Source organism: Sulfurihydrogenibium sp. YO3AOP1 (assembly GCF_000020325.1).
Taxonomy (GTDB): domain Bacteria; phylum Aquificota; class Aquificia; order Aquificales; family Hydrogenothermaceae; genus Sulfurihydrogenibium.
Genome location: NC_010730.1, coordinates 360,001 through 384,364, shown reverse-complemented (window position 1 = coordinate 384,364; position 24,364 = coordinate 360,001). Strand labels below are relative to the sequence as shown.

Sequence of the window (24,364 nt, the reverse complement as noted above, 5' to 3'; positions counted from 1 at the left end):
CCAAATTTCAACTAAGTTTAAAAATTAATTAGCTTTTTTATTGTCATTCTGAACGAAGTAGAGAATCTCCGTCCTTTTACCTCTCACTTACTCACTTTCTCACCTTCTTTAAAAGAGGAGAACCTTCGGACTAAAGTCCTCAAGGATGACGAGCAAATGTAAACCCATTTTACACATACATTCTACAACTTACGAGAATTTTAGAACACCCTCACTTATAACTTGTGAATTTGTTGGTGTTCATTCTAAAATTAGGTAATTTAATTTTTTGCTTGACTACAGTATAATCGGTAGAAGTGTTCTAATCAGGAGCTTGAAATCAACCTATGTTTATCATCTAATTACTACTTTTTATCTTTTTCTTGAAGCTTATAAACCAAGTAAAAAATAACTATCAACAGAATTGGATAAACAAAAAACAATGCAGGCATTTTTTCAATGATTTTTAAAAAGTAGTAGTTTAATACCATATAGCCAATAGACAGGCTGACGGCAAAGGTTAAAAGGGTTTCTTTTGAACGATAGGTATTTATTCCTGATAAAAAACCAATAAATCCTAAAAACATAAAAGGTATTACAAAATAAAATCTATCAGCTAAAATAGATAAAACTTTACTATCTTCTTCAACGGCAAGTTTTAATAAATCTTTTGTTCTAAAATCTTGCATAGAAATCTCTTTTATGTAAGAAACATCCAAGCTAAATGTATATTTTTCGTACTTTATTGTGTCAAAGGATTTTTCGGATGGTAGCTGTATGTAGCCATCTTTTAAAATTAGGTTGTTTGATATAAACATACCTTCTTTGGCTGTGATAAGATAGCCGTTAGAAGCATTATAAATCAAGATATTATAAAAAGTGTTTTTTTCCTTCTTTTCAACGTATACAGAGACATTGTCGTTTATCTTAGAAAAGTTTTTTGGAGAAACATTTTCTAAAATGTAGCTTTTGACTTTATACGTTAAAAATTTATATCTTTCTCTGTTTGCTGATGGGACTATAACCGTAGAAAAAACAAACGCAATGATTACAAAAATAACAGTCATGATAAAAACAGGTTTTAAGAGCTGTTTTTTTGATATGCCGGCAGAGTACACAGCGTAGATTTCATTTTTGTCTCTTAAAGATATCCCAACAAGTAGCCAACTTATAAAAAAAGCAAAAAGAAGTTGATATTTTATAAAAGATATGTCTATCAAAAACAGCAGCTTTGAAAAGTCTATTATATTCATACTGTAGGCAAAAGATGGAAGATGCAAAAGCTGAGAAGATGTTATGATCAGTGAAAATAGTCCGATAAGCAGTATAAAGTTTTTAAAAAATAACTTTATCAGATACTTATCAAGAATTTTCATCTATAAGCTAAACCATCCTTCCGGCGGTGTTATTTGCATTTTGTTTTCTTTTACATTTACATCTTTCACAAATTCATTAATAAATGGTAAGTGTCTTGTTTTTTCATCTGTGCATTTTATTATCAAATACGCTTGAGATAATCTATCATCTATTTTTTCAACCTTTCCAATTAGCTTGTCATTATAATAAACATCCATTCCAATTAATTGAAATTCGTAAAACTCATCTTCTCCAAGTTTTGGCAGCAAATCTTCTGGTACATAAATTAGCCTATGGCTAATTTCTTTTGCTTTTTCTGGTGTGTCATAGTTTTTGAACTTTATCAATCCTTTTTTTCTGTCTACGGTTTCTATGTTCAAAGGTTGCAGCTCATTTTCTTCATCTTTTATGTATATCTCTTCCGGTAGATAAAAATTTTTAACAAATATCTCAAATTTTAAATTGCCTTTTACGCCATGGGTTCCGTGAATCTTTCCAATGGCTATAAGGTCTTTTTTCATCTGCCTACCTCACACATTTTGGTAAATCTTTTAAAATGTTTATGGCTGTATTTTTAATATTTTCATCTTCGTAATTTTGTAAAGGTGTAAGCAGGCAAGATGCTTCTTTTCTTTTTTCAGCTTTTAATAAGATTTTTGCAGCTTCGATTCTCGATTTTGCTGTAATATCCTTTGCTTCTGGATATAGATATATTCCGTTTAAAAAGTAGTTCAACGCTTTATTAGGATTTTCTTTATTATAAATCATACCAAGGAGGTAATAGCTTTCTGCCGCGTCGTTGTAGTTTGAGGATTTTGTCCCATTTTCTAAATAACTTACAGCATCTTTTTCATTGTTCATAAGATAATATGTTTTTCCAATATAAAAGCTAAGTTCATTAACCTTTTCAGGGTGTTTTTCTAAAAGTTCTTTAAAGTATGCTGATGCTTTATCATAATCCCCTTTTTGAAGTAGTATTTTTGCAAGTTTAAATTTAACGTCATCATTTTCTTTAAGCTCTTCATAGATTTTTATGCTATTGTCTAAATCGTTTTGTTTTTCATAGATTTCTGCTAAAAGTAATTTACTTGGAACTTTATATTCTTCGTTGTTTGTATTTAAGTAATCTATTAAAACTTGTTTTGCTTTGTCAAGTTGGTTTAGTTTATAGTAGCTTTCTGCAAGTTTGTAAGTAGCAAGGGCTGATTCTTTACTATTTGATGCCGCTACTTCTTGATAAATTTTAATAGCATCTTCTATTTTTCCTTTGTTTTGATAAATCTCTGCAAGCTGGATTTTTAGAATATTTGCTAAAGGATAGTTTGGATATTTAGCCAAAAAGCTTTTAATCATACTTTCCACATCTTCAGAAGAACCTTTAGATTCAAGAATGATTAAATTGTAGGCAGCATCAATACTATCTTTAGTACCTGAGTATTTGGTTATGAAATCTTTGTATATATTTACTGCTAAGTCTCTTTCTCCAAGGTTGTAGTAGCTATCTGCAAGTCTAAGAAGTGCTTTCCTTGTGTATATATCATCATCATTTTTATATTTTTCTAAAAATTTGCTAAACTCTTGGGATGCTCTTACAAAATCTCCTGAGGAGAAAAATGTGTAAGCATAAAGATAGTATGCTTTTTTTGCAATTAAATCATCTCCATTTAGCAGCTCTTTTAACACTTCTCTTGCTTTTTCAAGGTCGTTTTCTTTGATGTAAACATAAACTAATAAAAACTTTGATTTTCTATCGTTTCTATTTTGAATTATATTTTTAACAGCTTCTAAATCTCCTGCGTTAAAGGCTGATACTGCTTTCATATATGGGTCTTTAAAGGCTTTAAAAGCGTTTTGATAGTCTCCATTTAAGTAAAAGTACCAACCAAGTAAATCATATGCATAGATTTGGTCAAACTCTTTTAGCTGTGAAACTGTATTGACAAAATTTTCATCATCTTTATTTATTAAATAGATTTCTGCTAAATATATCAATGCTTTCTTTCTAATCTCTGAATTTTTTGATTCTGATGCTTTGTTTAGAAATCTTTCTGCTTTTACAAAATCTTTATCTGCGTAAGCGGTTATTCCTGCATAATAAAATACTTCCGGGTCTTTTGTTTCTGTCGTTAAATCAGAAAATAATTTTAATGCGTAGTCGTAGTTCTTAAGATTGTATAAAGATGTTGCAATGGCAAGCTTTAAGTATGTTTTATTTTTGTCTGTTAGCTTTATAGCATTTTGGAAGTATATAAAAGCATCTAAATAATCTCCTTTTTTAAACCTTTCATTTGCAAGTTTTATGTAAAGATAATGTGCTAAAAGCTCATCTCTTGATTGTAAAACGCCTGCGTAGTCATCAATGTTATTTGAATCTATTAAAGCTTTACCGTATAAAGCAAGATTATAAACATACCCATTTGTGTTTTCTTTGAGAATAAGGTTGAATTTTTCCAAAGCATTTTGATAATCACCTGTATAATAATAAGAAAATCCATCTATTAAGATAGAGTCATATATTAACTGTTTGTTCTTGCCTGTGTATTTTATCTTTAAAGCCTTTAAAAAGTTTCCTACTGAAAAATTATAATACTTTTGAATGTATTGACAGTACTCTATGCTTCCAATGTCTAAATTATCGCAATTTATATTGTTAAAATCAGCTTTACCGCCTGATAGTAGATTTATCACTTGATTATAAAAACTAACATCTATATCTTTGTCAAATTGTGATAATAAGAATTTGGCTTTTTCTTGATTGCCAAGCATTATATTAACAATAGCTGAAGATAGGCATGCCTCTTTTGTTTTTAATATTTCACAGCTTTTTGATAGATTACTTTCTGCCTCCAGGTATTTTCCAAGATTGTATTTAACTACCCCAAGTAGATAATAAGCATAAAACAGGTTTTTATGGTCTTTATATTTTTCTATAAATTTTTCAAGACTGCTTTCAGCAAACAATAAATCTCCTTTGTTGTAGTAATCTATTGCATCGGATAATAGTGCATTTGATGGAGGGATTCCTAAGTAAGCTGTAGGTTTTTCTATGGTAAGGACTGGAAGTTTTACATCTGTCGGTTTTTTTGGTTTTATGTATTGTGTAATATTTAATTCTTCGTTTAAAGTTTTCAGCTCAAGAGTATTAGGTGGTTCTAAATAGGGTTTTTCTTCAGTGATTTTTGTCGTTATTTCTAACGGAAAAACTACCTCCGGGACTTTTACTTCTGCATAAGAACAAAAAAATAGAGTTAAGACTAATGCCAAAATAATATTTAGTTTTATCAAGCTTTCTTTTTCATTCTGAGAAAAAAGCTCTAAGGATCTACTGTTTAATACTTTCATTTAAAACCTCTAAAGCTTTTTGTATATCTAATTTTATCTGATTTTTAAGCTCATCTACAGAGTTGAATTTTCTTTCTTCTCTTAAATATGTTTTAAAAACCAATTTTACATAATCGTTTGTTTTTGGATGTATTTTTAAATCTTCAATAATATGTGCTTCCATAAATGTTTTTGTTCCATCAACTGTTGGTCTGTTTCCATAATTTATAACTGCTTTTTGACATACATTTTCATAGCATATAAATCCGGCATAGACACCTTTTTTAAGACAAAGGTCATCGTCTGGCTTAAGGTTTATCGTTGGAAATCCAAGTTCTCTACCTTTTTTGTCTCCTTCTACAACTTTGTCAATAAGATAATAATCTCTTCCAAGAAGTTGGACAGCTTTTTCGAGACTTCCATTTTTTAAAAAATCTCTTATATCGCTGCTGCTTATTCTTTTATTCTCCTCTGTAATATCTTCTATAATGACAACTTTATAATCTAATTTTTCTTCTAAGGATTTTGCAAGGTTTATATCTCCGGACCTTTTATGTCCAAACCTCCAATCTTTACCAACAACTAAATATTTACAATTTATTTTTTCTTTTAAAAAATTTAAAAAATCTTCTGGTTGTTTTTCATAAAAGTTTTTATCAAAATCTATAACTAAGATGTAATCGATTTTTGCTTCTTTTAAAAGCTGGACTTTCGTTTCAAGATTTACAATAGAGCATTTATATTGCTGGGGGTTTAAAATTTTTCTTGGATGGGGATAAAATGTTATTACAACTGTTTTGAGATTTCTTTCTGATGCAATGTTTTTTAGCTTATCAAGGATTTCCTTATGTCCTTTATGGACCCCGTCAAAGTTCCCAATAGTGCATGCTGTTTTTTCTTTTATAGGAAGGTCTGTTAATCTTAAAATCATAACTCCTCGTTAAGGAATTTATTGGTAACCTTAGAAATTACAGAGTATCTAAATCCTCTGTTCTTTAGAAATTTTACCACATTTTCAAAAGTCTTTTCTTTTTTAAATGACCTTTTAAGAAGATTTATGGCTGCTTCTAACTCTTCATCTTCAGAAATTTCTATAAATTCTCCTGTTTTCTGATAGATTTTTTGATTTATTTTTAAAGAGCTTTTACCTTTATTAATACTTTTCTCTTTAAGCCTTTCTTTTAATTTTTCATCATTTAAAAGATTTTGCTGTTTTAAATATGCTAAAACTTCTTCAATTTTTTCTTTATCAAAGCTTTTTTTAATAATTTTTGGTTTAACTCTTCTTCAAAGTAATCTCTTTTTGATAATAGCTTTAAAGCGTAAGATTTAATACGTGAATCCACCAAAATCTAATCCTTCATCTTCTCCCGCAGTAATACCTTTTATCTTTAATTCAACATCCGATGGATTTGAAGCATGCATGAGTGCATCTTCATAAGAAATAAGTCCCTGATTGTAAAGGTCTACAACTGCTTGGTCAAAAGTTTGCATTCCGTACATTTTTTTCCCTTTTTCCATATAATCATTTATTAAAAGGAGTTTATCTGGATCCATAATACATTCTGTTATTGCTCCAGTATTGATTAAGACCTCAACAGCTGGAACAACTCCTTTACCATCTTTCCTTGGTATTAATCTTTGAGATATAACAGCTTTTAATACGGCAGCTAAAAGTATCCTTAAATGATTCTGTTCTTCTCCAGGGAACATATTTATTATCCTGCTTATTGTGTCTTTCGCGTCTTGAGTGTGTAATGTGGATAAAACGAAGTGTCCAGTTTCTGCAGCTCTTAAAGCGGTTTGAATTGTTTCTAAATCTCTCATCTCACCAACCATAATAACATCTGGGTCCTCACGTAAAGCAGCTCTTAAGCCAGTGCTAAAGTCTCGTGTATCCAAATCTACCTCTCTTTGAACAATATATGCTTTTTTATCTCTGAAAACGTATTCTATAGGGTCTTCTATTGTTATGATAGTTTCCTCGAAAATTTCGTTTCTGTAATCTAACATAGATGCTAAAGTTGTGGATTTACCTGAACCTGTTGGACCAGTAACAAGAACTAACCCCCTTGCTTCTTCAGCTATTTTTCTTATTACTTCTGGCAGAAGAAGTTCTTCAAATCTTGGAATGTTTGTTTTTAAAGCTCTTAAAGCAATAGCATAAGTTCCTCTTTGTCTATAAATATTTACCCTAAACCTGCTTACAGTTGGGATAGAATAAGAAATATCAACCTCTCCATTTTTTATAAGCTCAGCTTTTTTATTTTCGGATTTTGCAAGAATTTTAGATATAAAATTTGTCATATCTTCAACAGTAATGGGATTATACTCATCCAAAGTTTGAAGAATTGTCTTTATTCTGACCTTTGGCTTACTGGCAACTTTTAAATGTATATCTGATGCACCTAACTTTACAGCTTTAGTAAGAATTTCATCAAGCTCCATTTAATGTCCTCTCCTTAATTATCTGTTCTAACTTTTCGGTTAATTCTTTATTTTGTTTTAAAAATTCTCTTGCTTTTTCTTTACCTTGACCAAGTTTTATTTCTTCGCCATTTTCATCCTTGTAAGAATACCAAGCTCCACTTTTTTTAATTATACCAAGCTCTTCTCCCAAATCAAGGATTTCTCCTTCCTTTGAAATACCTTCTCCGTATATAACATCAAATTCTGCTTCTTTAAATGGAGGTGCTAATTTATTTTTAACAACTTTAACCTTTACTCTGCTACCAACTTTTTCACCATCGGTTTTTATATCACTTTTTCTAACCTCCATTCTCATATCTGCAAAGAATTTGATAGCTCTACCACCTGTTGTTGTTTCTGGATTTCCAAACATAACACCGACTTTTTCTCTGATTTGGTTTATAAGAATAAGAGCAGTATTGCTTTTGTTTACAGCCCCTTTTAATACTCTCATAGCTTTAGACATAAGTCTTGCATGAAGACCTACGTTAGAATCTTCGATATCTCCTTCAATTTCTGCTTTAGGAACCAATGCAGCCACAGAGTCTATAACTATTACATCTACAGCATTACTTCTTACTAATGTCTCTGCTATTTCTATAGCTTGTTCGCCATAATCTGGTTGAGAAATTATGAGTTCGTCAAGATTTACCCCAATCGCTTTTGCATATTTTGGGTCAAAAGCATGCTCTGCATCGATAAATACCGCTCTTCCACCCTTTTTTTGTGCTTCTGCTATTATGTGTAGTGTTAAGGTTGTTTTTCCTGAAGATTCTGGACCGTATATTTCAATTACTCTGCCTTTTGGTACTCCACCGATCCCTGTTGCTATATCTAAGGATAAAGAACCTGTTGGAATAACTTCTACAGATTTTATACCTTCAGAAGACAATGTCATAAGTGAGCCTTTTCCATACCTTTTCTCTATTTGAAGAATAGCACTTTCAAGAGCCTTCTTTTTTGCTTCTAAATTTTCTTCTACAGCCATTGATGCCTCCTAAAATATAAACTTTTAAATCATTGTTATAAAAATTTCTAAAAATCGGGGAGATTATTCGCCTACTTCAGAATGACAATACTTTACTTTCGTAAGGGCGATTCATGAATCGCCCCTACTCTTCCACTTTTCCATTTTCGCTGTCATCCTGAGGACATAAGTCCGAAGATCTCCTTTTTAAATTTTATAAAAATCACTAATTTCCCATCCAAGGTATTTCTGCCAAATATAATTTATACCATTGATGCTGAATAACAATATAAGGTTATAATTTTATTCTTCGCCAACAACTCTTGGAACAACAAAAAATCCACCTTTTGCTTGTGGTGCGTTTTTTATTGCTTCTTCGTTTGTTATTGAGCCTGTAGGAATATCTTCCCTTTCCGATTTTTCTTCAATTTGAAGTTCATAAAATGGCAATGTATCTTTTACATCAACCTCATTTAGCTTATCTATAAAACTCAAAATATCTTTAAACTGATTTGAAAATAACTCTATCTCTTCTTCTTTTAATTTCAAGTTTGATAATTTTGCTACTTTTTCAATTAACTCTTTTTCTATTTGATTTGTCATTTTTCACCTCTCTAAGATATGATTTTTGTCATTTTAAATATATTCGAATGTTAATATATTGTTATTACTTAGTTCGCATCCCCCTCCCTCCCCCTCCATACCTGGTCGGGAGCAATCCCGACCCTTTTTATTTTTTATATCTTGAAAGCTTACTTTTTATAAACTTTAAAGCTTGGACCGGATTGTTAACCAAATCTTCTCTACCATACTTTATTAAAACATTTTTTTGTTTTTCTGACAACTGGTAGTTTTTCATCATTTCTTTCTTTGCTTTATTTATCCATTTTGTAAGCAATTTTCTATCTAAAAGCTCTTTCTCTGTTAGTTTCAAGCCCGTTTTTTCAGCCAAACTTTTTGCGTATTCTATTTGTTTTTGAGATGGATTTTTTTCAGCGTGAGCATCGATAAACTCTTTTAGTTTTTCTGGGTCATCTTTTATCTCTTCTATGCTTTTGCCATGTTTTTCTGCTAAATCTTTTGCATAATCAAGCATTTTCTTTGATATTTTCACATTTTGTTTTGAACCTGATTTTTCATGAAGCTGTTTTACAAACTCTTTCCAATCTTTTTTATTCTCTTCTACTTTATCAAGAAAATCTTCCATTTTCTTTGTAAAAGAGTAATCTATCACCCAATTGTAGCGAGTGTTTAAATATTCAATCAGATGAAAGGCGTTTTCTGTTGGTCTTAAACTTCCATTTTCCTTAACTACATAACCTCTTTCTTTTATAGTTTTTATTATCGTTGCATAGGTTGAAGGTCTACCTATACCAAGCTCTTCCAATTTTTTGACAAGTCCGCCTTCTGTGTATCTTGCCGGTGGTTTTGTAAATTTTTCTTCCAAATTTATTTTTTCAAGCGTTAAGACATCTTTATTTTTTAAATCTGGTAGTTTTTGATTTTCTTCTTTATCTTCCTCTTCTTCTAAATCATAAACAGCCTTATAACCTTTAAATTTTAAGATTGAGCCACTGGCTTTAAATGTATAGCCTTTTATATCAACAGCCGCACTTGTTCTTTCAAAAATTGCATCAGCCATCTGAGATGCTACTGTTCTCTCATAGATAAGCTTTAACAGTTTAAAATGGTCTTCTGATAAACCTTTTTCTTTAATAAGCTTTTTTTGTTCTTCTAAGTTTACAAAATGGGTGATTCTTATGGCTTCATGGGCATCTGCTTGTGTATTTTTTGATTTGTAAACTCTTATTTTTTCCGGCAGATAATCTTTACCAAACTCTTTGTTTATTAGATTTCTAATTCCATCTATAGCTTTTTCACTTATTCTCACGCTGTCTGTTCTGTGGTATGTAATAAGTCCGCTTTCAAAAAGGTCTTGGGCTAACATCATCGTTTTTTCTGGAGCAAATCTATAAACTGTGCTAGCGGTTTGCTGGAGTGTAGAAGTTGTAAATGGTGGTTTTGGGGATTGTTTTACTTGCTTTTTTTCTACTTTCTTTATAGTAGCTATTTTCTCATCTTTTATATCTGCATAGATTTTTTCTGCTTCTTCTTTGTTTTCTATTTTTGGATTTTCATAAATAGCTGTAAACGTGAGAGGTGAGACGTGAGACGTTGCACGTAAAACAGCAGATAACACATAGTACGGCGTTGGCTTGAAATTTTGAATTTCTATTTCTCTTTCTACTATCAATCTTACAGCTGGAGACTGAACTCTACCGACGCTGAATCTTCCACCTATCTCTCTTGATGCTATCGGTGATAATGTATAACCAACAATCCTGTCTCCAACCCTTCTTCCAAGAAACGCATTAAATAATCCAAAATTTGTTTTTTCAAATGGAACTGCGTTTTTTATTTTTTCTTTAATATGCTCCTTAGTAATTTCATGAAATTCAGCTCTTTTTACTTCCTTTGCTTTTTTCTTTAATTCTTCATACATAAAAAATCCTATAGCATATCCTTCTCTATCTGGGTCAGTTGCTATGATTACTTCAGATTTTTCTGCCAATTTTTTTATTTCTGATAAGATTTTTTTATGATTTTGAGATTTTATTACAAATTTTGGCTCATATGTGTTTAAGTCAACTCCCATTTCATTTTCTGGAAGGTCTTTAAAGTGCCCTACTGTTGCTTTCACAATAAAATCTTTTCCTAAAAAGTGTGATATCTCTTTTGCTTTTTTTGGTGATTCTACAATAACTATTTTCTTTTCGCTCAAACTTTAACCTCTGTAAGTTTTTAAATAATTATATGCTTATTTTCAGCTATTCTCAAGTTGGTGTATGAGAGTGCTTTAAAATTTTGACTAAGTCAAGAATTAATTAAGTTCTTGAACTTTATTCTGCAGTCGTTAAAGAATCTCCCCACTTTCACCCATCACTTTCTTGCTTTTTTTAACAGGAGATCCTTCGGACTTACGTCCTCAGGATGACAAATAAAAGTGAAAAGTGGGGGGCGATTCATGAATCGCCCTTACAAAATTAAAGTTATCATTCTACAGCTGCGAGAAGAATCTCCTACTTTTATTGAATTTCTCACCCGACGTATATTGAAAAATCTTACTATTTATCTTATTATTATTATTGACAAGACTATAAAATAAAAATGGAGCTAAGAATGATTGACCCTTCAGCATTTAATCAAATGGAAAAAGAGGCTACTAATGTATTAATAAAGATTTTTATTCCTTTGTGGATTATTCTTTCGGTAGCTGTAACTATTTGGAGTTATAAATCTACAAGAGCAAAAGTTTTTTGGAAGAATCTATATAGAAGCGTATTTCCACCAAGAGAAGGCAAAGGTGAGAAAAAGCCTTGGTTTAGAAGATAGGGTTATAACTGTTTTGAATCAAGGATGAATGTTACTGGTCCATCGTTTAAAATATAAACTTTCATATCAGCACCAAAAATACCTGTTTGAACTTTCACATATTTAGAAAACTCTTCTACAAATTTTTCATATAAAGCTTTAGCTTTATCTGGCTTGGCAGCATATTCAAAAGATGGTCTTCTTCCTTTCTTTAAATTAGCAAGAAGTGTAAACTGAGAAATAATAAGAGCTTCTCCGTTGATATCAAGAAGCGAATAATTCATCTTTTTATCCTCATCTTCAAACATTCTTAAATAAACAATTTTATTAACTAACTTATTTATATCTTCTTCTGTGTCATCTTCGGCTACCCCAAGAAGTATATTAACTCCTTTTCTTATTTCTCCTACAACCTTACCGTCTACTTCAACGCTTGACTTTGTAACTCTTTGAACTACCGCAATCATTTTTTAATGATTCCATAGAATAATTCTGAGATTAACTGATCTGGGTCTTTGATTATTGGTCCTTCTCTTCTTTCCATTACATACGCAAAAACTTTTGCCTGTATTAGTCCTACAAAAAGCATTGCTGTTTCAGATGGGTCAATATCTTCTCTTACAAATCCTTCTTCTTGACCTTTTTTAATAATCTCAGAAAGTTTCTTTTTGTAATCTTCAACAAAGTTATGAAGTATATCAAAAAACTTTTTATTTCCAGACCTGCTAAATTCGAAGCATAAAACAGGAACAGCCCCTTTTGTTTCTTCCAATACTTTTATATGTTCTCTCATTACTTGTTTTAAAGTTTCTTCTGTAGAAAGTCCTAACTCTTTTGCTCTGTCAACGCTTTGAGAACACCGAGATATATATCTATTGATAATTTCTACTACTATAGCATCTAAGGAAGGAAAATGTTTATAGATGGCTGCATCGGTGATGCCTATTTTATTGGCAATATTCTTTGCTGTAAATCGTTTTAATCCTTCATGGATTATTATTTCAGCTCCTGCTAATATTATTTTTTCTCTTGTAGATAGCTCTTCTACCATAAAATTCCTCCTACATCATAATCATGCTGCAAAATTCGTTAATGCTTACAGATGCACCAGCAGCATTTCTATGACCGCCACCATTTAGTAATTTTGCAAGGTCTAAAGCCGACGGATTATGATTATCAAGACTTCTAAAACTCAACTTCACATAATCGCCATTGATTGAAAAAAGACAAACAGCTTCATTATACCTAGTAGCTAATAAATTTCCAATTTCAGACTGAAATAAACCAGTGTTGTATACTCTTACTTTGTAATTTCCTACTTTTATAAACAGGTCTTTGGCTTTTTCTACAAAGGTGTTGATTAAATAAGTTGTATACTGATTTATTATTTTACCTTTTTCTATAATTTCTGTAATATCTTTATCTAAAAGCTCTTTTACCTCTTCTGGTTTATTGGTGATTAGGAATAGATAATCATTAACATATTTTGTTATATCTCCATACTGCCATTTCCATATATCTTTATCTTCTACATATTTTATTATTTCTGGCGGCTCAGTATTAAATAGATAATGCCAAGTTAAAGATGCTCCTGATTTGTCATTATCAAATATAAATTCAAATTTTGGGTCTTTTATCTCCTCCAATATGTTTTTTATGCTGATGTGATGGTCTAAATTTATTACTTTCTTGGCTTTTTCTAAAACTTTGTTTAAATACTCTGGTTTTAATGCAAAATCTACAATATAGACTATTGTATTTTCATCTATCTGCCCAAGTATTTGCTCAAAATCTTCACCTTTGAAGTTGTGTTCTATTGGAATGACGGTTGCATCCGGAAATTTTTTTAGTATCACTGCCGCCGCTGTAGTTCCGTCTGTACAATTTTTATGATAAAGTCCGATAATTTTCATATTTAAAACCTCCTACAATATTTTAAGTTAATAATTGCTAACTGTAAAGATAGAAAATACATTTTTTATATTTTGGCTTGAATTATTGGATTGATATAACAAGAGCATTCCAAATTTCACCATAACCTGAAAATTATTAATTAACCTTTCGTACGCTATTCTAAGTGAGGCGAAAAATTTTCTGTTTTTATTTTTCAAAAAAATCAAAAAACATATTATCTCTGGAATGTGAAATTACCTACGTAGTTTACTTTTACTAAAAAAGTTATAACCAATAGTATATGCATCATAGACAAGCGATAAAAGTTTTAACTTTTTCCTATTACTTGTAAGATTAAAATTATTTATCTAAGAATTTATTGCCTCAATAACTTGTTTTTTTGCTCGTTATCACACACTCTAACATTTTTACATACTCTATAGTCTTCATCTCCGGATAAATTCAAATTTTTATAGTCAAAAATTTAAACCGTTTGCTCGTATCTTGAGTGAAAAAATTCAATAGATTACACAAGATTCTTTGCCGTAGCTAGAATGTTAAAAGTGGGAGATTGATGTTGGGCAATTCATGGATTGCCCGCTCATAAGTAGCTCATGACCTGACCTTGTGTAAGAGGTGAATGACGGGAGTTGATTAACTTTCATTTTAAAATTTGAAGTTTTACTTTGATAAAATACTTTAACATATAAATTGAGCCCTGGAAGAAAACCATGAGACTTTTATTGGTAGAAGATGATAAAACCTTAGGAAGGCTTATTAAGAAAGGTCTTGAAGAGGAAGGATTTTTGGTTGACTTAGTTTCTAATGGAGCTACAGCAGAAGAGTACTTGAATACAGAAAACTATGAAGTGATAGTTTTAGATTTGATGCTTCCTGAAAAGGATGGTCTAAGCATTCTAGAAAGCTTAAGAAATCGTGGAATTTGCACTCCAGTTTTGATACTCACCGCTAAAGGTTCTGTTGAAGACAAAATAAAAGGACTGAATGCAGGAGCTGATGATTATCTTGCAAAGCCGTTTGATTTTCAAGAGCTTGTTGCAAGAATAAAAGCTTTAATAAGACGCTATCATAATGTAAGCAAAGGCATGGTCTCCTTTGGTGATGTTGAAGTAGACTTAGTTAATCAAAATGTGAAAGTGAAAGGTAAAGATGTGGAGCTTACAGCTATGGAGCTAAAACTTTTAATGATGCTCGCCCTAAAGTCTAACAGAATTCTTTCTAAAACTTATATAGAACAAAGCTTATACGGATGGGAAGGATCTCCTGACAGCAATGTAATAGAAGTTTTAATAAGCAGATTGAGAAAAAAGCTTGACCCGAAAGGTAAGTACATCAAAACCGTTAAAGGATTAGGATATATACTTAAGATATGAAAAGCCTATTTTTAAGAGTGTATGTATTATCTCTCATCTTGCTTTTTAGTGCTTTTTTGTCAATCTATCTTTTTACACATTTGACGATAAAAAATTCTGTGCATCAAGAGATAAGTTCATCTTTAAACATTCTGTGGCGGTCAGTTGCGTATCTTATTAAAGAAGAGGGAAAGTTTCAGTACGATGAAGAAGTCATGATAAACTTTAGAAAAGGTTCTGGCAACTATCTAAAAATCTTGGAAGATAACAAATATGTTGAATTACAACCTGATAAAAGCGTTCTTAATTTCCCATTGGAAAATGGACTTTTCTTTTTTGAAATCAACGGTAAAGAGTGCGCAGGCTATGGTGAAAAATACGGTAGATATTATATTTTGGTTTACAGAGAAATCAGCAATCAGCAAGCAATGTTAAAAAAGTTTTCTAAAAATTTTTTTACAGGTTGGCTTGCTATTTTGGTAGTATATACTCTAATTGCATATCCTTTATGGTATTTATCTTTTAGAGTTGTTATGAGGTTAGCCAAAAAAATAGAAGAGAGTAGCCCAGCCAAGCTTGACATCTTAGATGAAAATGTGTTTTCTGAGATAAAACCAATTGTAAAAGCCTACAATCAATTAGTAAATCAATTAAACAAGTATCTTGATACTCAAAAGTTTTTCTTTTATCACCTGTCCCACGAGCTTAAAACACCGTTGTCTATCATAAGAACTTCAACAGACTTAGCCTTACGAAAACCAAGAAGTCAAGCTGAGATGAGAGAGTTTCTGTTAAGCATTAAAAGCGCAGTTGAAAGAGCTTCTCAGGTAGTAGAAAAACTTTTATTGCTATACAGATTAGAAACTCAAAATGTAGATCCAAAGAGAGAAATTGTAGAGCTAAAAACTTTAATACTCGGCATATTAGGGGATTTTAAACAACTGATTAATAATAAAAATCTAAGTTTTGAGATTTTTGAAGATGAATTTAAGGTGTTTGGTGATTATGAGCTTATTCATTCACTTTTTAGCAACATTATAGAAAATGCAATAAAATATAGCCCGCAAGACGGAAAAATAGGTATAAAAAAAGATGGCTATTGCGTTATCATAGAGGACGAAGGTATCGGAATTTCAAAAGAAGAGCTGATTAAAATTTTTGAACCTTTTTACAGGTCAGAAAAAGCAAAGCTTGAAGAAGGTTCGGGTCTTGGTCTTAGTATAAGCAAAGTTATAGCTAAAATCTTAGGTTGGGAATTAACCATTCATAGTGAACTTGACAGAGGAACTTCTGTAAAAATTTGTACAAAAAGTCATTAAGCTTGTGTTAAGGTAATTTTAATATTAGATTAATCATTGTCGTTTATAATCTAAGATACTCTCGACTTTAATCAGGTGGTACTGTGATTTTTAAATCATGAAAAAATTAATCTTTATTATGTTTGCTTTATTTTATACGGTAAAAGCTGATGAAGTAATGGATATTTTCCAAGCTGCAAAGAAGAATTTTTTAGTAGATGAGAATCTCAAAAATAACAAAGAGTATTATCAACTTTCAAACAAAGACCTATACGCTACAAGATTTTTAAAATTAACCGCAGATTTAAACTTCTCTCATTACAACACTCAAGCAATATCTTCCTATAACGTTTCTTCTTTGAAATTTGGCAACGAAATAGATATTTTTGGAAAATCTAAGTACGATGAAGAGATAAACAAAATAGAGATTGAAAAGTCAGCAGTCTTGTCTGAAAAAGAAAAAGAAACTTTGTTTAAAAACATCCTTACAGCCTACGCTAATTACAGTATGTACTTTGAGCTTGTAAAACTTCAGGAGGAGAGAATAAAAAACATCAAAGAGAACTTAAGCTTTATAGAAAAAGCAGTAAAAGATGGAAAGCTTCCTGCCATAGAGTATGACAACTGGCAGCTGAAACTTCTAAATGAAGAAGAAAACCTTTTAAAGTATCAAAAAGCTTTGGAAACATACTTGAAAATCTTAAAGATAACTTCAGGTTTAGACCAGATTAAACCTTTGCAAGCTTACAGTTTAACAAAAGAAGAGTTAAATCAAATTTACAGTCAGAAAGAGGGTTATTTAAAAACCAGTCCAGACGTTAAAGTCATAGATTTAGAAAAAAAGTTAAACGATGCACATTACAAAAAAGAAAAAAATTATTGGATTCCAAATTTATTATTGTCTTATGAACGACAGATCAACAAAGACCCAACAGGAAACGGAAATCAGAATATATTTACAGTTGGGATTATGTCAAATATTTTCTATGGTGGCTTAAAGTATAAACTACTAAGTCTTTCAGTTAGAGATAGGATATTAAACATTCAAAAATACAGAGAGAGTTTAAATTTAAATCAAAATCTTGAGAGTCTTTATACATCTGTATTTTACGATATAGATAGACTTAAAGCTTACAAAAAGCAGATTCAATCATCTTACGATATATATGAAAAATACCTTAAAGCCTACAAAATGGGCTTGTCTAATTTCGTTGTTTTAGACAAATATTATTACGATTACATAAATGCAACCAACAACTACATTCAAACAAAGTATAACGCATACATGAATTTTAAACTTTTAGAGCATCTGATAAAAGGAGATTTATACAGATGAGACTTATATTACTTTTGACTTTTATATCTTTGAGTTTTAAAGTTGCCTTTGGTCAAGATACTTATAAAGTAGTTCCTGCTAAGTCGCAGATGGAAATTCAGGTCTCAGGACAAATAGAATCTAGCAAACAGTGTAGTATAACATCAAAAACTGAGGGATACTTTTATCCTTTTGTTTCAGTTGGTGATAGAGTGAAAATAGGACAGGTTATGGGCAGCTTTAAGAATGAGTTTTTAGATGCAAACTTACAGTCAACAATCAAAAAAATTCAGATTACCCAAAGCGAGGTAGAGAACTTAACAAAAAAACTTGAAAACTACGAAAAATTGTACAGCTTAGGCTTAGCATCAAAAAACGAAATTTTAGACCTTAAAAACAATATATCATTAAAACAGTCCGAGATTGAATCATTAAAGGCACAGCTTAAAACTTACAACATCCAGAAAAACAACTTTAAACTATCTTCAAATTGTGAAGGCTATATTATTAACATGATACCAGAAGGTCAGTATGCTACTATAGGGACAACCGTCGCAACAGTTTATAATCAAAATTCAAACTTTTTGTATCTGTATTTTCCGGTTGAGTTTTTAAATCTCATAAAGTCTAAAAAAGTCTTAAACGCAAAATTAAACGATGAGACAATCTCTTTGAAAGTAAAAGAAATCATTCCAGTTTCAGAAGGAAACCTTGTAAAAGTTAAAACGTTTTCAGAAAAAGCCTTAGAACTTCCTTTAAACTTTAGACAGAGTATAACACTATATGTTGATGGTTTATCAGGCTTTAAAATACCTAAGAAGGCTTTAGTTTTAGGGAAAAAAGGATTTTTTGTATATAAGATTTACAACGGTAAAAAGTTTAAAGAAAAAGTTAACATAATCAAAGATGAAGGAGATTTTATTATCGCATCCGGCAATCTTAAAGATGGGGATGAGGTAGAAATTAGATGATTTCTAAGGATTTTTTTATATTTATCATCAAAAGAAAGTTTGCTATTATGCTCATTTTTCTTTTGCTTGCCATCATTGGCTACTCTACATCTAACTCTATAACGAAAGACATCTTTCCAAATGTCTATTTTCCAAGGGTTGAGGTTGCAATAGAAAATGGCTACACTCCTACAAAGCAGATGCTGCTTGAAATTACAAAACCTGCGGAGGAGTCTCTTAAAACCGTTCAAGGTGTAGAGAAAATAGTTTCAAAGACTTCTATCGGTTCAACAGAGATAAACCTCTACTTTAACTGGTCTACAAATCCATTCACCGCCTATCAGCTTGTTTTAGCAAGAGTAAGTGAGTTAAAAAACGTCTTACCGCCGACGGCAAAGGTTGTTGTAAGACAGGCTACGCCAAGCATGTATCCAATAGGCATTTATGCCATAGGTTCTGACGCTAAATCACAAACACAGCTGACAGACATACTCTATTACAAAATAAAACCTTTAATAATATCCTTGCCCGGCGTTTACGACCTTGAAATAAAAGCTCCACAATGGCAGGAGTTTCATGTAGTAATAGATACAGACAAGCTAAACAGCTACAACATCTCCTTGGATTATTTAAAATCTGTGATTTACGACCAAACCAAGATAGACTTCTTAGGCATAACTGAGATGTTAAACAAACAGTATGTAATAACTCTCTACCAAAAGCCTGACGATGTATATAAACTTTTAGATGTAAAAATACCACTTTCCGGTGGTAGATACATAAACCTATCTGAGGTAGCGACGATTATAAACTCTAAGTATCCGTCAAGGTCTATCTCAGGGTTTTCTCACGCCAAAAATGCGGTTGTCTTTAACATCCTAAGACAGCCGGACGCAGATACAACAACGGTTATACAAAACGTTGACAGTCAAATAGAGAGTATAAATAAATCCTTGGAAAAGGAAGGTATCAGGATATACAAATCATATGACTCTTCAGCATTCATAAAAGAATCAATAAAGAGCGTAAGAGATGCGATAGTTTTAGGAAGCATCATAGCGGTCTTGATTCTGTTTATCTTTTTGAGAAAGTTAAAGCTTTCCTTTGCTACCTTGCTAACCCTTCCGGTGGTATTTTTCACCACAATCATAGGCATTAAAATTTTGGGCTTAGACTTTAATCTGTTCTCTTTGGGCGGTATGGCTGCTGCAATAGGAGGCTTGGTAGACCATCTTATCATCGTCATAGAAAACATAGACAGACACCTAAAAATGGGCAAGGATAAGCTAAACGCCATAATAGACGGTTCAAAAGAGATCCTTCCTATCATGACCGCCGCAACTTTAATATCTACTTTAGTCTTCTTGCCTCTTCTCTTTGTACCCGGTGTTGTTGGAGTATTTTTAAAACAACTTGGTTTGGTATTAGTTTTGACCTATATCGTTTCACAAATTGCAGCCATATTTTTAGTCCCTATAATGGCCTACATACTACTACCAAGCAGATTTAAAAGTCAAGAAGACTTTATATCAAGATTAGAAAAACGTTATGAAACCTTTTTAGAAAGACTATTTAAGTATGATTTTGTATCCGTACCGCTTGTTTTAATTATTGCATTAATAGGATTTTTACTTTTTAGGGCAATTCCTACCACGTTTTTACCTAAATGGGATGAAGGAAACTTTGTAGTAGACTTTACACTACCAGCAGGAACTCCTTTGGAAGAGTCTTACAAAACCGCCATGGAAATGGGAAAGATTTTAAATTCGATTCCTGAGGTTAAAAGCTGGACTTTAAGAATAGGCACATCCTTAGGGCACGTAGCAGAACAGCCTAACATCGGCGACTTTTTGGTGGTATTAAAAGAAAACAGAACAAGAAGCATTTTTGATATAGAAGACGAGGTCAGAAAAAAGATAGAGGCGAAGTTTGACAACCTTGAAGAGTTTGACCTTCCACAGGTTGTAGAGGATAGATTGGCAGACATACTCGGAGAGGAAGCACCAATATCTGTAATACTCTACGGCTATGACCCTGACAAGCTTGTAAAATACGGATTTAAACTCAGAGACCTGCTAAGAGAAAAGCCTATCCTTACAGAGGTAAATTTAAAAACCACCTTTGCATCAGGAGAAATAAGAATAAGATTAAAACCGGAGGCACAGAGTATTTATGGCTTAAATCTAAACGACCTTTATCAACAACTTTACAACGCCTACTGGGGAAATGTGGTAGGAAACATAGTTTACGGCGAGAAAATTATAAATCTTAGATTGATATCCATAGACAGACAGCAATTTTTAAATCCAGAAAATGTTAAGATTTACTCTCCTGCAGTAGGAAGGTTTATACCATTGTCCCAAGTGGCAGAAGTGTCTTACATGACTAACGTTCCAGAAATCACACACTATAACCTATCTCCTGTTGCGGTTATAACTGTAAGATTTAAAGGTAACGATATGTCTAAGGCTGTAAAAGTAGTAAGTCAAACCATCCAAGAAGCAAACCTTCCATCAGACATAACCCCCGTCATATCAGGATTTTACAAACAACAGCAGAAGTCTTTTAAAAGTCTAATGCTTGTAATTTTAGCAGCATTAACACTTATGGGCATTTTTACCATGATTCTTTTTGTAGATACAAAAATTACTGTCTCTGTTTTACTTGCAGTAATTTTAACATTAACAGGAGTTTTAACAGCTCTTTTTATAACAGGAAAACCCCTTGATATAACCGGGCTTATCGGAATGCTAATAGTTTTAAGCATTGTTATAAACAATAACGTTTTAATTTTTGATTTTTACAAAAATTCAACAGAAGAAAAATTGGAAAAAAGAATCCTGTATGCAACTGCAAGCAGGTTTAGACCAATTACCATGACGATGTTATCAAACGCCTTTGCGATGCTACCGATTGCCTTAACCATAGGAAGTGGAACCCAGATACTCCAAGACCTTGCCATAAGCACGATAGGAGGCCTAATTTTTGCCATATTCTTAAACTTACTGATAATACCGATGCTCTTTCACTTTTTATCAAGAATTAGAATAAGTAAAACATAATAAATTGTTTACAGTTTATTTAATACAAAACCTTGAATTATAGATAAAATATTTAGTTTGTTAAAACTAAATGAATTTTGTGATAGATTGAGAATTTTATTAAAATTTGAATAAGTGATCCTTCGGCTTTGCCTCAGAATGGGAATTAACCAAAAACATAGTTCGGCAGCCGGCAAGGATCTCATAATTTTTAAATTTCTTAAAAAGGAGTTTTTAATTGCTTACATTTTTTTGTGATTTTGACGGGACGATATCAAAACAAGATGTAATAGATACATTATTAGAAAATTACGCATCAAGACAGTGGCTTGAAATAGAAAAGCTATGGAATGAAGGCAAAATAACAACAAGAGAATGTTTAGACGCCCAAATGGCTCTAATAACAATAACAGAAAAAGAATTAGACGATTTTTTATCAAAGATAGAAATTGACGAAAGTTTTTTGATGTTTGTAGATTTTGTAAAATCAAACTACAACTCAAAAGTTTATATACTCAGCGATGGATTTAAGCTTTTCATTGAAAAAATATTAAAGCCTTATGGTGTTCTATCAAATATAGATGGTATCTATGCAAACAATGTAAAGCTTATAAATAATAAATTTCAAACTTTCTATAACCATTCAAAACATGACTGTCAGCTTGGAGTTTGCAAGTGTTCATTGGTTCAGAGTTTAAAAAACAGTAAATCTATCTACATTGGGGATGGCAGGTCTGATTTTTGTGTAAGTCAAACAACAGATTTTGTTTTTGCAAAAGGAAAGCTTTTTGATTTTCTAAAAGAAAATAAGTTTAAACACTTTACAAAATTTTCTACCTTTAAAGACGTAATAAATAAAATACCTTACATAAAGGAGATATTATATGAAGAAAGAAGAAATCTTGGCAGTAGAGCAGGAAGTATGTTCATGGGGTGATACGGTACATTATCTAAATCCTCCAAAAATTTTTAAGGCTTGTGAAGGGTCTTATCTTTATGATGAAGAAAACAAACCATACCTTGACCTTCAAATGTGGTATAGTGCCTGTAATTTTGGGTACAAAAACGAGCGTATAAACAATGCCATAAAAGACCAGATGGATAGAATGGGACAGCTGGCGTCCCAGTTTTTATTTGAAGAAAAAGTCATTCTCTCTAAAAAATTGGTTGATGCTAATCAAAAAAGATTTGGATTAAAGGGAAGAGTTCATTTTAATGTTGGCGGTTCTCAGGCTATAGAGGACAGCTTAAAGCTTGTAAGAAATTATAAAAAGAAAAATCTAAACTTCGCTTTTATGGGCGGATATCACGGAAGAACTCTTGGAGCTACTGCAATTACATCAAGCTATAGATACAGAGAAAGATTTGGACATTTTAGCGATAGAGCGTTATTTATTCCATTTCCATACTGTTTTAGATGTCCTTATGGCAAAAACTTAGACAGTTGCGATTATTACTGTGTAAAAGAATTTGAAAAATTATTTGAATCGGAGTACTACTCTATTTATAATCCAAGAACAAAAGATTGTGAATATGCAGCCTTTTACGTAGAGCCTATACAAGGTACTGGTGGATACGTAAAAGCTCCACCGGAATACTTTAAAAAACTAAAAAAGATACTCGACCAAGCAAACATTTTATTAGTAGATGACGAAATTCAAATGGGATTTTACAGAACTGGCAAACTGTGGAGTATAGAGCATTACGGAGTTAAGCCCGATATCATAGTTTTTGGAAAATCTCTTACAAATGGAATGAATCCTTTATCCGGACTATGGGCAAGAGAAGAGCTTATCAATCCAAGTATATGGCCGCCGGGTTCTACTCATTCTACTTTCTCTTCAAATCCAATAGGTGTAAGAGCCGGCTTAGAAGTTATGAGCATCATAGAAGAAAAAGATTACGAAAGCACGGTAGCACAAAAAGGGCAGAAGTTTTTAGAGGGCTTGAAAGAATTAAAGAAAAAGTATAAAAACATTGGAGATGTTGATGGTATTGGATTGGCTCTTAGAATAGAAATATGTGAAGCTGACGGATTTACCCCATCAAAAGCACTTACTGACAAAATATTACAAGAAGGACTAAAAGGAGACCTTGAATATAAAAATAAACGTTTTGGCCTTGTGTTAGACGTTGGCGGTTATTATAAAAACGTATTTACACTTGCACCATCCTTAGAGATCACAGATGAAGAGATAGACATGTCTATATCTTTATTAGATCAACTATTTAGAAGGGTGTTTTAGTTTGGAGTTTTCTATCGTAAACAATAACGAAAAAGCAGTACTGCTACTTCACGGCCTTACAGGAACGCCGTTAGAATTAAGATGGGTAGCAAGGGATTTTTCAAAAGAAAATTATGATGTATACTTTCCGATACTACCCGGTCATTGCTCTTCTTTAGAAGAAATTAAAAATATAAAATGGCAAGATTTGTACAGATTTACAAAAGATTATTATCTTTCATTAAAAGCCAAATATAAGCATGTTTTTGTTGGTGGATTGTGCGTTGGCGGTATGCTATCTTTAATTCTTGCTATGGATTTTCCGGATATTGACGCAGTAGCATCGTGGTCTCCAGCCATGGACATTGATGGCTGGGCGATACCATGGTACAGATTTTTACTGCCTTTTGTGTTGCATTCTCCTTTAAAGCATTTGTATTACTGGAAAGAGTCAGACCCTTATGGTATAAAAAACGAATCTATGAGAAGAAAAATAAAGCAGATGATGGAAAGAGAAGAAAATTTTGGAGCTTATGATAAAATACCTGCTACCACAATATTAGAACTAAACAGAATGTCAAAATATATCAAACAAAACATCAATCGCTTGACAGCACCTTTAATAATAATTCATTCCAAAGAAGACGACCTTTCTTCTATAAAAGGGGCAAAGTTTATATACGAAAAAGCACCAAGCAAGATAAAAAAATTTGTAGAGCTTACCAACAGCTATCACATAATAACAATGGATAACGAAAGGGATATTGTATCAAAGGAGACTATATCATTTTTTAACAGCCTCTTA

At 31.9% G+C, this 24,364-nt stretch carries 21 protein-coding genes (1 of these 21 cut by a window edge); 9 read left to right on the top strand and 12 right to left on the bottom strand.

The window, feature by feature from the left end; genetic code table 11:
- Nucleotides 1–344: 344 nt before the first annotated feature.
- The 9 genes from SYO3AOP1_RS01920 to topA all read right to left on the bottom strand — a co-directional run bounded on the left by SYO3AOP1_RS01920 (nucleotide 345) and on the right by topA (nucleotide 10,874).
- Entirely contained in the window at nucleotides 345–1,355 is a 1,011-nt protein-coding gene (locus tag SYO3AOP1_RS01920; RefSeq protein ID WP_012459094.1) for an LptF/LptG family permease, read from the bottom strand.
- Entirely contained in the window at nucleotides 1,356–1,856 is a 501-nt protein-coding gene (gene rimM / locus SYO3AOP1_RS01915) for a ribosome maturation factor RimM (RefSeq protein ID WP_012459093.1), read from the bottom strand. It abuts the gene before it with no gap.
- 4 nt (nucleotides 1,857–1,860) lie between these two features.
- Nucleotides 1,861–4,677: a tetratricopeptide repeat protein gene (locus SYO3AOP1_RS01910; RefSeq protein WP_012459092.1), complete on the bottom strand. Its 2,817-nt coding sequence runs from the start codon at nucleotides 4,675–4,677 to the stop codon at nucleotides 1,861–1,863.
- Complete coding sequence (locus SYO3AOP1_RS01905; RefSeq protein WP_012459091.1) at nucleotides 4,658–5,587, bottom strand: bifunctional riboflavin kinase/FAD synthetase; 930 nt, start codon at nucleotides 5,585–5,587, stop codon at nucleotides 4,658–4,660. The genes SYO3AOP1_RS01910 and SYO3AOP1_RS01905 overlap by 20 nt, the downstream gene beginning before the upstream one ends.
- A complete protein-coding gene (locus SYO3AOP1_RS01900) occupies nucleotides 5,584–5,895 on the bottom strand; it encodes a RecX family transcriptional regulator (protein ID WP_281340809.1) in 312 nt (103 codons plus the stop codon). Before SYO3AOP1_RS01900 ends, SYO3AOP1_RS01905 begins: the two co-directional genes overlap by 4 nt.
- 90 nt (nucleotides 5,896–5,985) lie before the next feature.
- Complete coding sequence (locus tag SYO3AOP1_RS01895) at nucleotides 5,986–7,104, bottom strand: type IV pilus twitching motility protein PilT (RefSeq protein ID WP_012459090.1); 1,119 nt, start codon at nucleotides 7,102–7,104, stop codon at nucleotides 5,986–5,988.
- Complete coding sequence (gene recA / locus SYO3AOP1_RS01890) at nucleotides 7,094–8,113, bottom strand: recombinase RecA (protein ID WP_012459089.1); 1,020 nt, start codon at nucleotides 8,111–8,113, stop codon at nucleotides 7,094–7,096. Before recA ends, SYO3AOP1_RS01895 begins: the two co-directional genes overlap by 11 nt.
- Nucleotides 8,114–8,395: 282 nt before the next feature.
- A complete protein-coding gene (gene gatC / locus SYO3AOP1_RS01885; RefSeq protein WP_012459088.1) occupies nucleotides 8,396–8,695 on the bottom strand; it encodes an Asp-tRNA(Asn)/Glu-tRNA(Gln) amidotransferase subunit GatC in 300 nt (99 codons plus the stop codon).
- 127 nt (nucleotides 8,696–8,822) lie between these two features.
- Nucleotides 8,823–10,874, bottom strand: coding sequence for a type I DNA topoisomerase (gene topA / locus SYO3AOP1_RS01880; RefSeq protein WP_012459087.1), 2,052 nt, complete (start codon nucleotides 10,872–10,874; stop codon nucleotides 8,823–8,825).
- A gap of 386 nt (nucleotides 10,875–11,260) precedes the next feature.
- On the opposite strand from topA, the gene SYO3AOP1_RS01875 reads away from it, so the two are divergent.
- Entirely contained in the window at nucleotides 11,261–11,485 is a 225-nt protein-coding gene (locus SYO3AOP1_RS01875) for a hypothetical protein (protein ID WP_281340771.1), read from the top strand.
- A gap of 2 nt (nucleotides 11,486–11,487) precedes the next feature.
- On the opposite strand, the gene dtd is transcribed toward SYO3AOP1_RS01875, so the two are convergent.
- Genes dtd through SYO3AOP1_RS01860 form a run of 3 tightly spaced genes read right to left on the bottom strand, consistent with a single transcriptional unit; the run spans nucleotide 11,488 to nucleotide 13,377 of the window.
- Nucleotides 11,488–11,931 carry a D-aminoacyl-tRNA deacylase gene (gene dtd / locus SYO3AOP1_RS01870; RefSeq protein WP_012459086.1) on the bottom strand — a complete coding sequence of 148 codons (444 nt, stop codon included), beginning with the start codon at nucleotides 11,929–11,931 and terminating at the stop codon, nucleotides 11,488–11,490.
- Nucleotides 11,928–12,515 (bottom strand): TetR/AcrR family transcriptional regulator, encoded by a 588-nt coding sequence (locus SYO3AOP1_RS01865; protein WP_012459085.1) that lies wholly within the window; start codon nucleotides 12,513–12,515, stop codon nucleotides 11,928–11,930. The genes dtd and SYO3AOP1_RS01865 overlap by 4 nt, the downstream gene beginning before the upstream one ends.
- 10 nt (nucleotides 12,516–12,525) lie before the next feature.
- Complete coding sequence (locus SYO3AOP1_RS01860) at nucleotides 12,526–13,377, bottom strand: DHHA1 domain-containing protein (RefSeq protein WP_012459084.1); 852 nt, start codon at nucleotides 13,375–13,377, stop codon at nucleotides 12,526–12,528.
- Between the two features lie 711 nt (nucleotides 13,378–14,088).
- Here SYO3AOP1_RS01860 and SYO3AOP1_RS01855 point away from each other — a divergent pair.
- The 8 genes from SYO3AOP1_RS01855 to SYO3AOP1_RS01820 form a co-directional block, all read left to right on the top strand.
- On the top strand, nucleotides 14,089–14,751 hold the full coding sequence (locus SYO3AOP1_RS01855; protein ID WP_012459083.1) for a response regulator transcription factor: 663 nt from the start codon (nucleotides 14,089–14,091) through the stop codon (nucleotides 14,749–14,751).
- A 194-nt stretch (nucleotides 14,752–14,945) separates the two neighbouring features.
- Nucleotides 14,946–16,049, top strand: a complete 1,104-nt coding sequence (locus tag SYO3AOP1_RS01850; RefSeq protein WP_281340770.1) for a HAMP domain-containing sensor histidine kinase — start codon at nucleotides 14,946–14,948, stop codon at nucleotides 16,047–16,049.
- Nucleotides 16,050–16,146: 97 nt separating this feature from the next.
- Nucleotides 16,147–17,364 (top strand): TolC family protein, encoded by a 1,218-nt coding sequence (locus SYO3AOP1_RS01845; protein ID WP_012459081.1) that lies wholly within the window; start codon nucleotides 16,147–16,149, stop codon nucleotides 17,362–17,364.
- Complete coding sequence (locus SYO3AOP1_RS01840; RefSeq protein ID WP_012459080.1) at nucleotides 17,361–18,314, top strand: HlyD family efflux transporter periplasmic adaptor subunit; 954 nt, start codon at nucleotides 17,361–17,363, stop codon at nucleotides 18,312–18,314. The genes SYO3AOP1_RS01845 and SYO3AOP1_RS01840 overlap by 4 nt, the downstream gene beginning before the upstream one ends.
- The gene (locus SYO3AOP1_RS01835; RefSeq protein WP_012459079.1) at nucleotides 18,311–21,355 is read left to right on the top strand and encodes an efflux RND transporter permease subunit; all 3,045 of its coding nucleotides are present in this window, start codon (nucleotides 18,311–18,313) and stop codon (nucleotides 21,353–21,355) included. Before SYO3AOP1_RS01840 ends, SYO3AOP1_RS01835 begins: the two co-directional genes overlap by 4 nt.
- Nucleotides 21,356–21,572: 217 nt before the next feature.
- Nucleotides 21,573–22,271, top strand: coding sequence for an MtnX-like HAD-IB family phosphatase (locus tag SYO3AOP1_RS01830; RefSeq protein WP_012459078.1), 699 nt, complete (start codon nucleotides 21,573–21,575; stop codon nucleotides 22,269–22,271).
- Nucleotides 22,219–23,580 carry an aminotransferase class III-fold pyridoxal phosphate-dependent enzyme gene (locus SYO3AOP1_RS01825; protein WP_012459077.1) on the top strand — a complete coding sequence of 454 codons (1,362 nt, stop codon included), beginning with the start codon at nucleotides 22,219–22,221 and terminating at the stop codon, nucleotides 23,578–23,580. The genes SYO3AOP1_RS01830 and SYO3AOP1_RS01825 overlap by 53 nt, the downstream gene beginning before the upstream one ends.
- Before the next feature lies 1 nt (nucleotide 23,581).
- Nucleotides 23,582–24,364, top strand: the 5' portion of a protein-coding gene (locus SYO3AOP1_RS01820) for an alpha/beta fold hydrolase (RefSeq protein ID WP_012459076.1). 15 nt of this gene lie beyond the right edge of the window; only the first 783 of its 798 coding nucleotides appear in the window; its start codon is at nucleotides 23,582–23,584; its stop codon lies beyond the right edge, outside the window.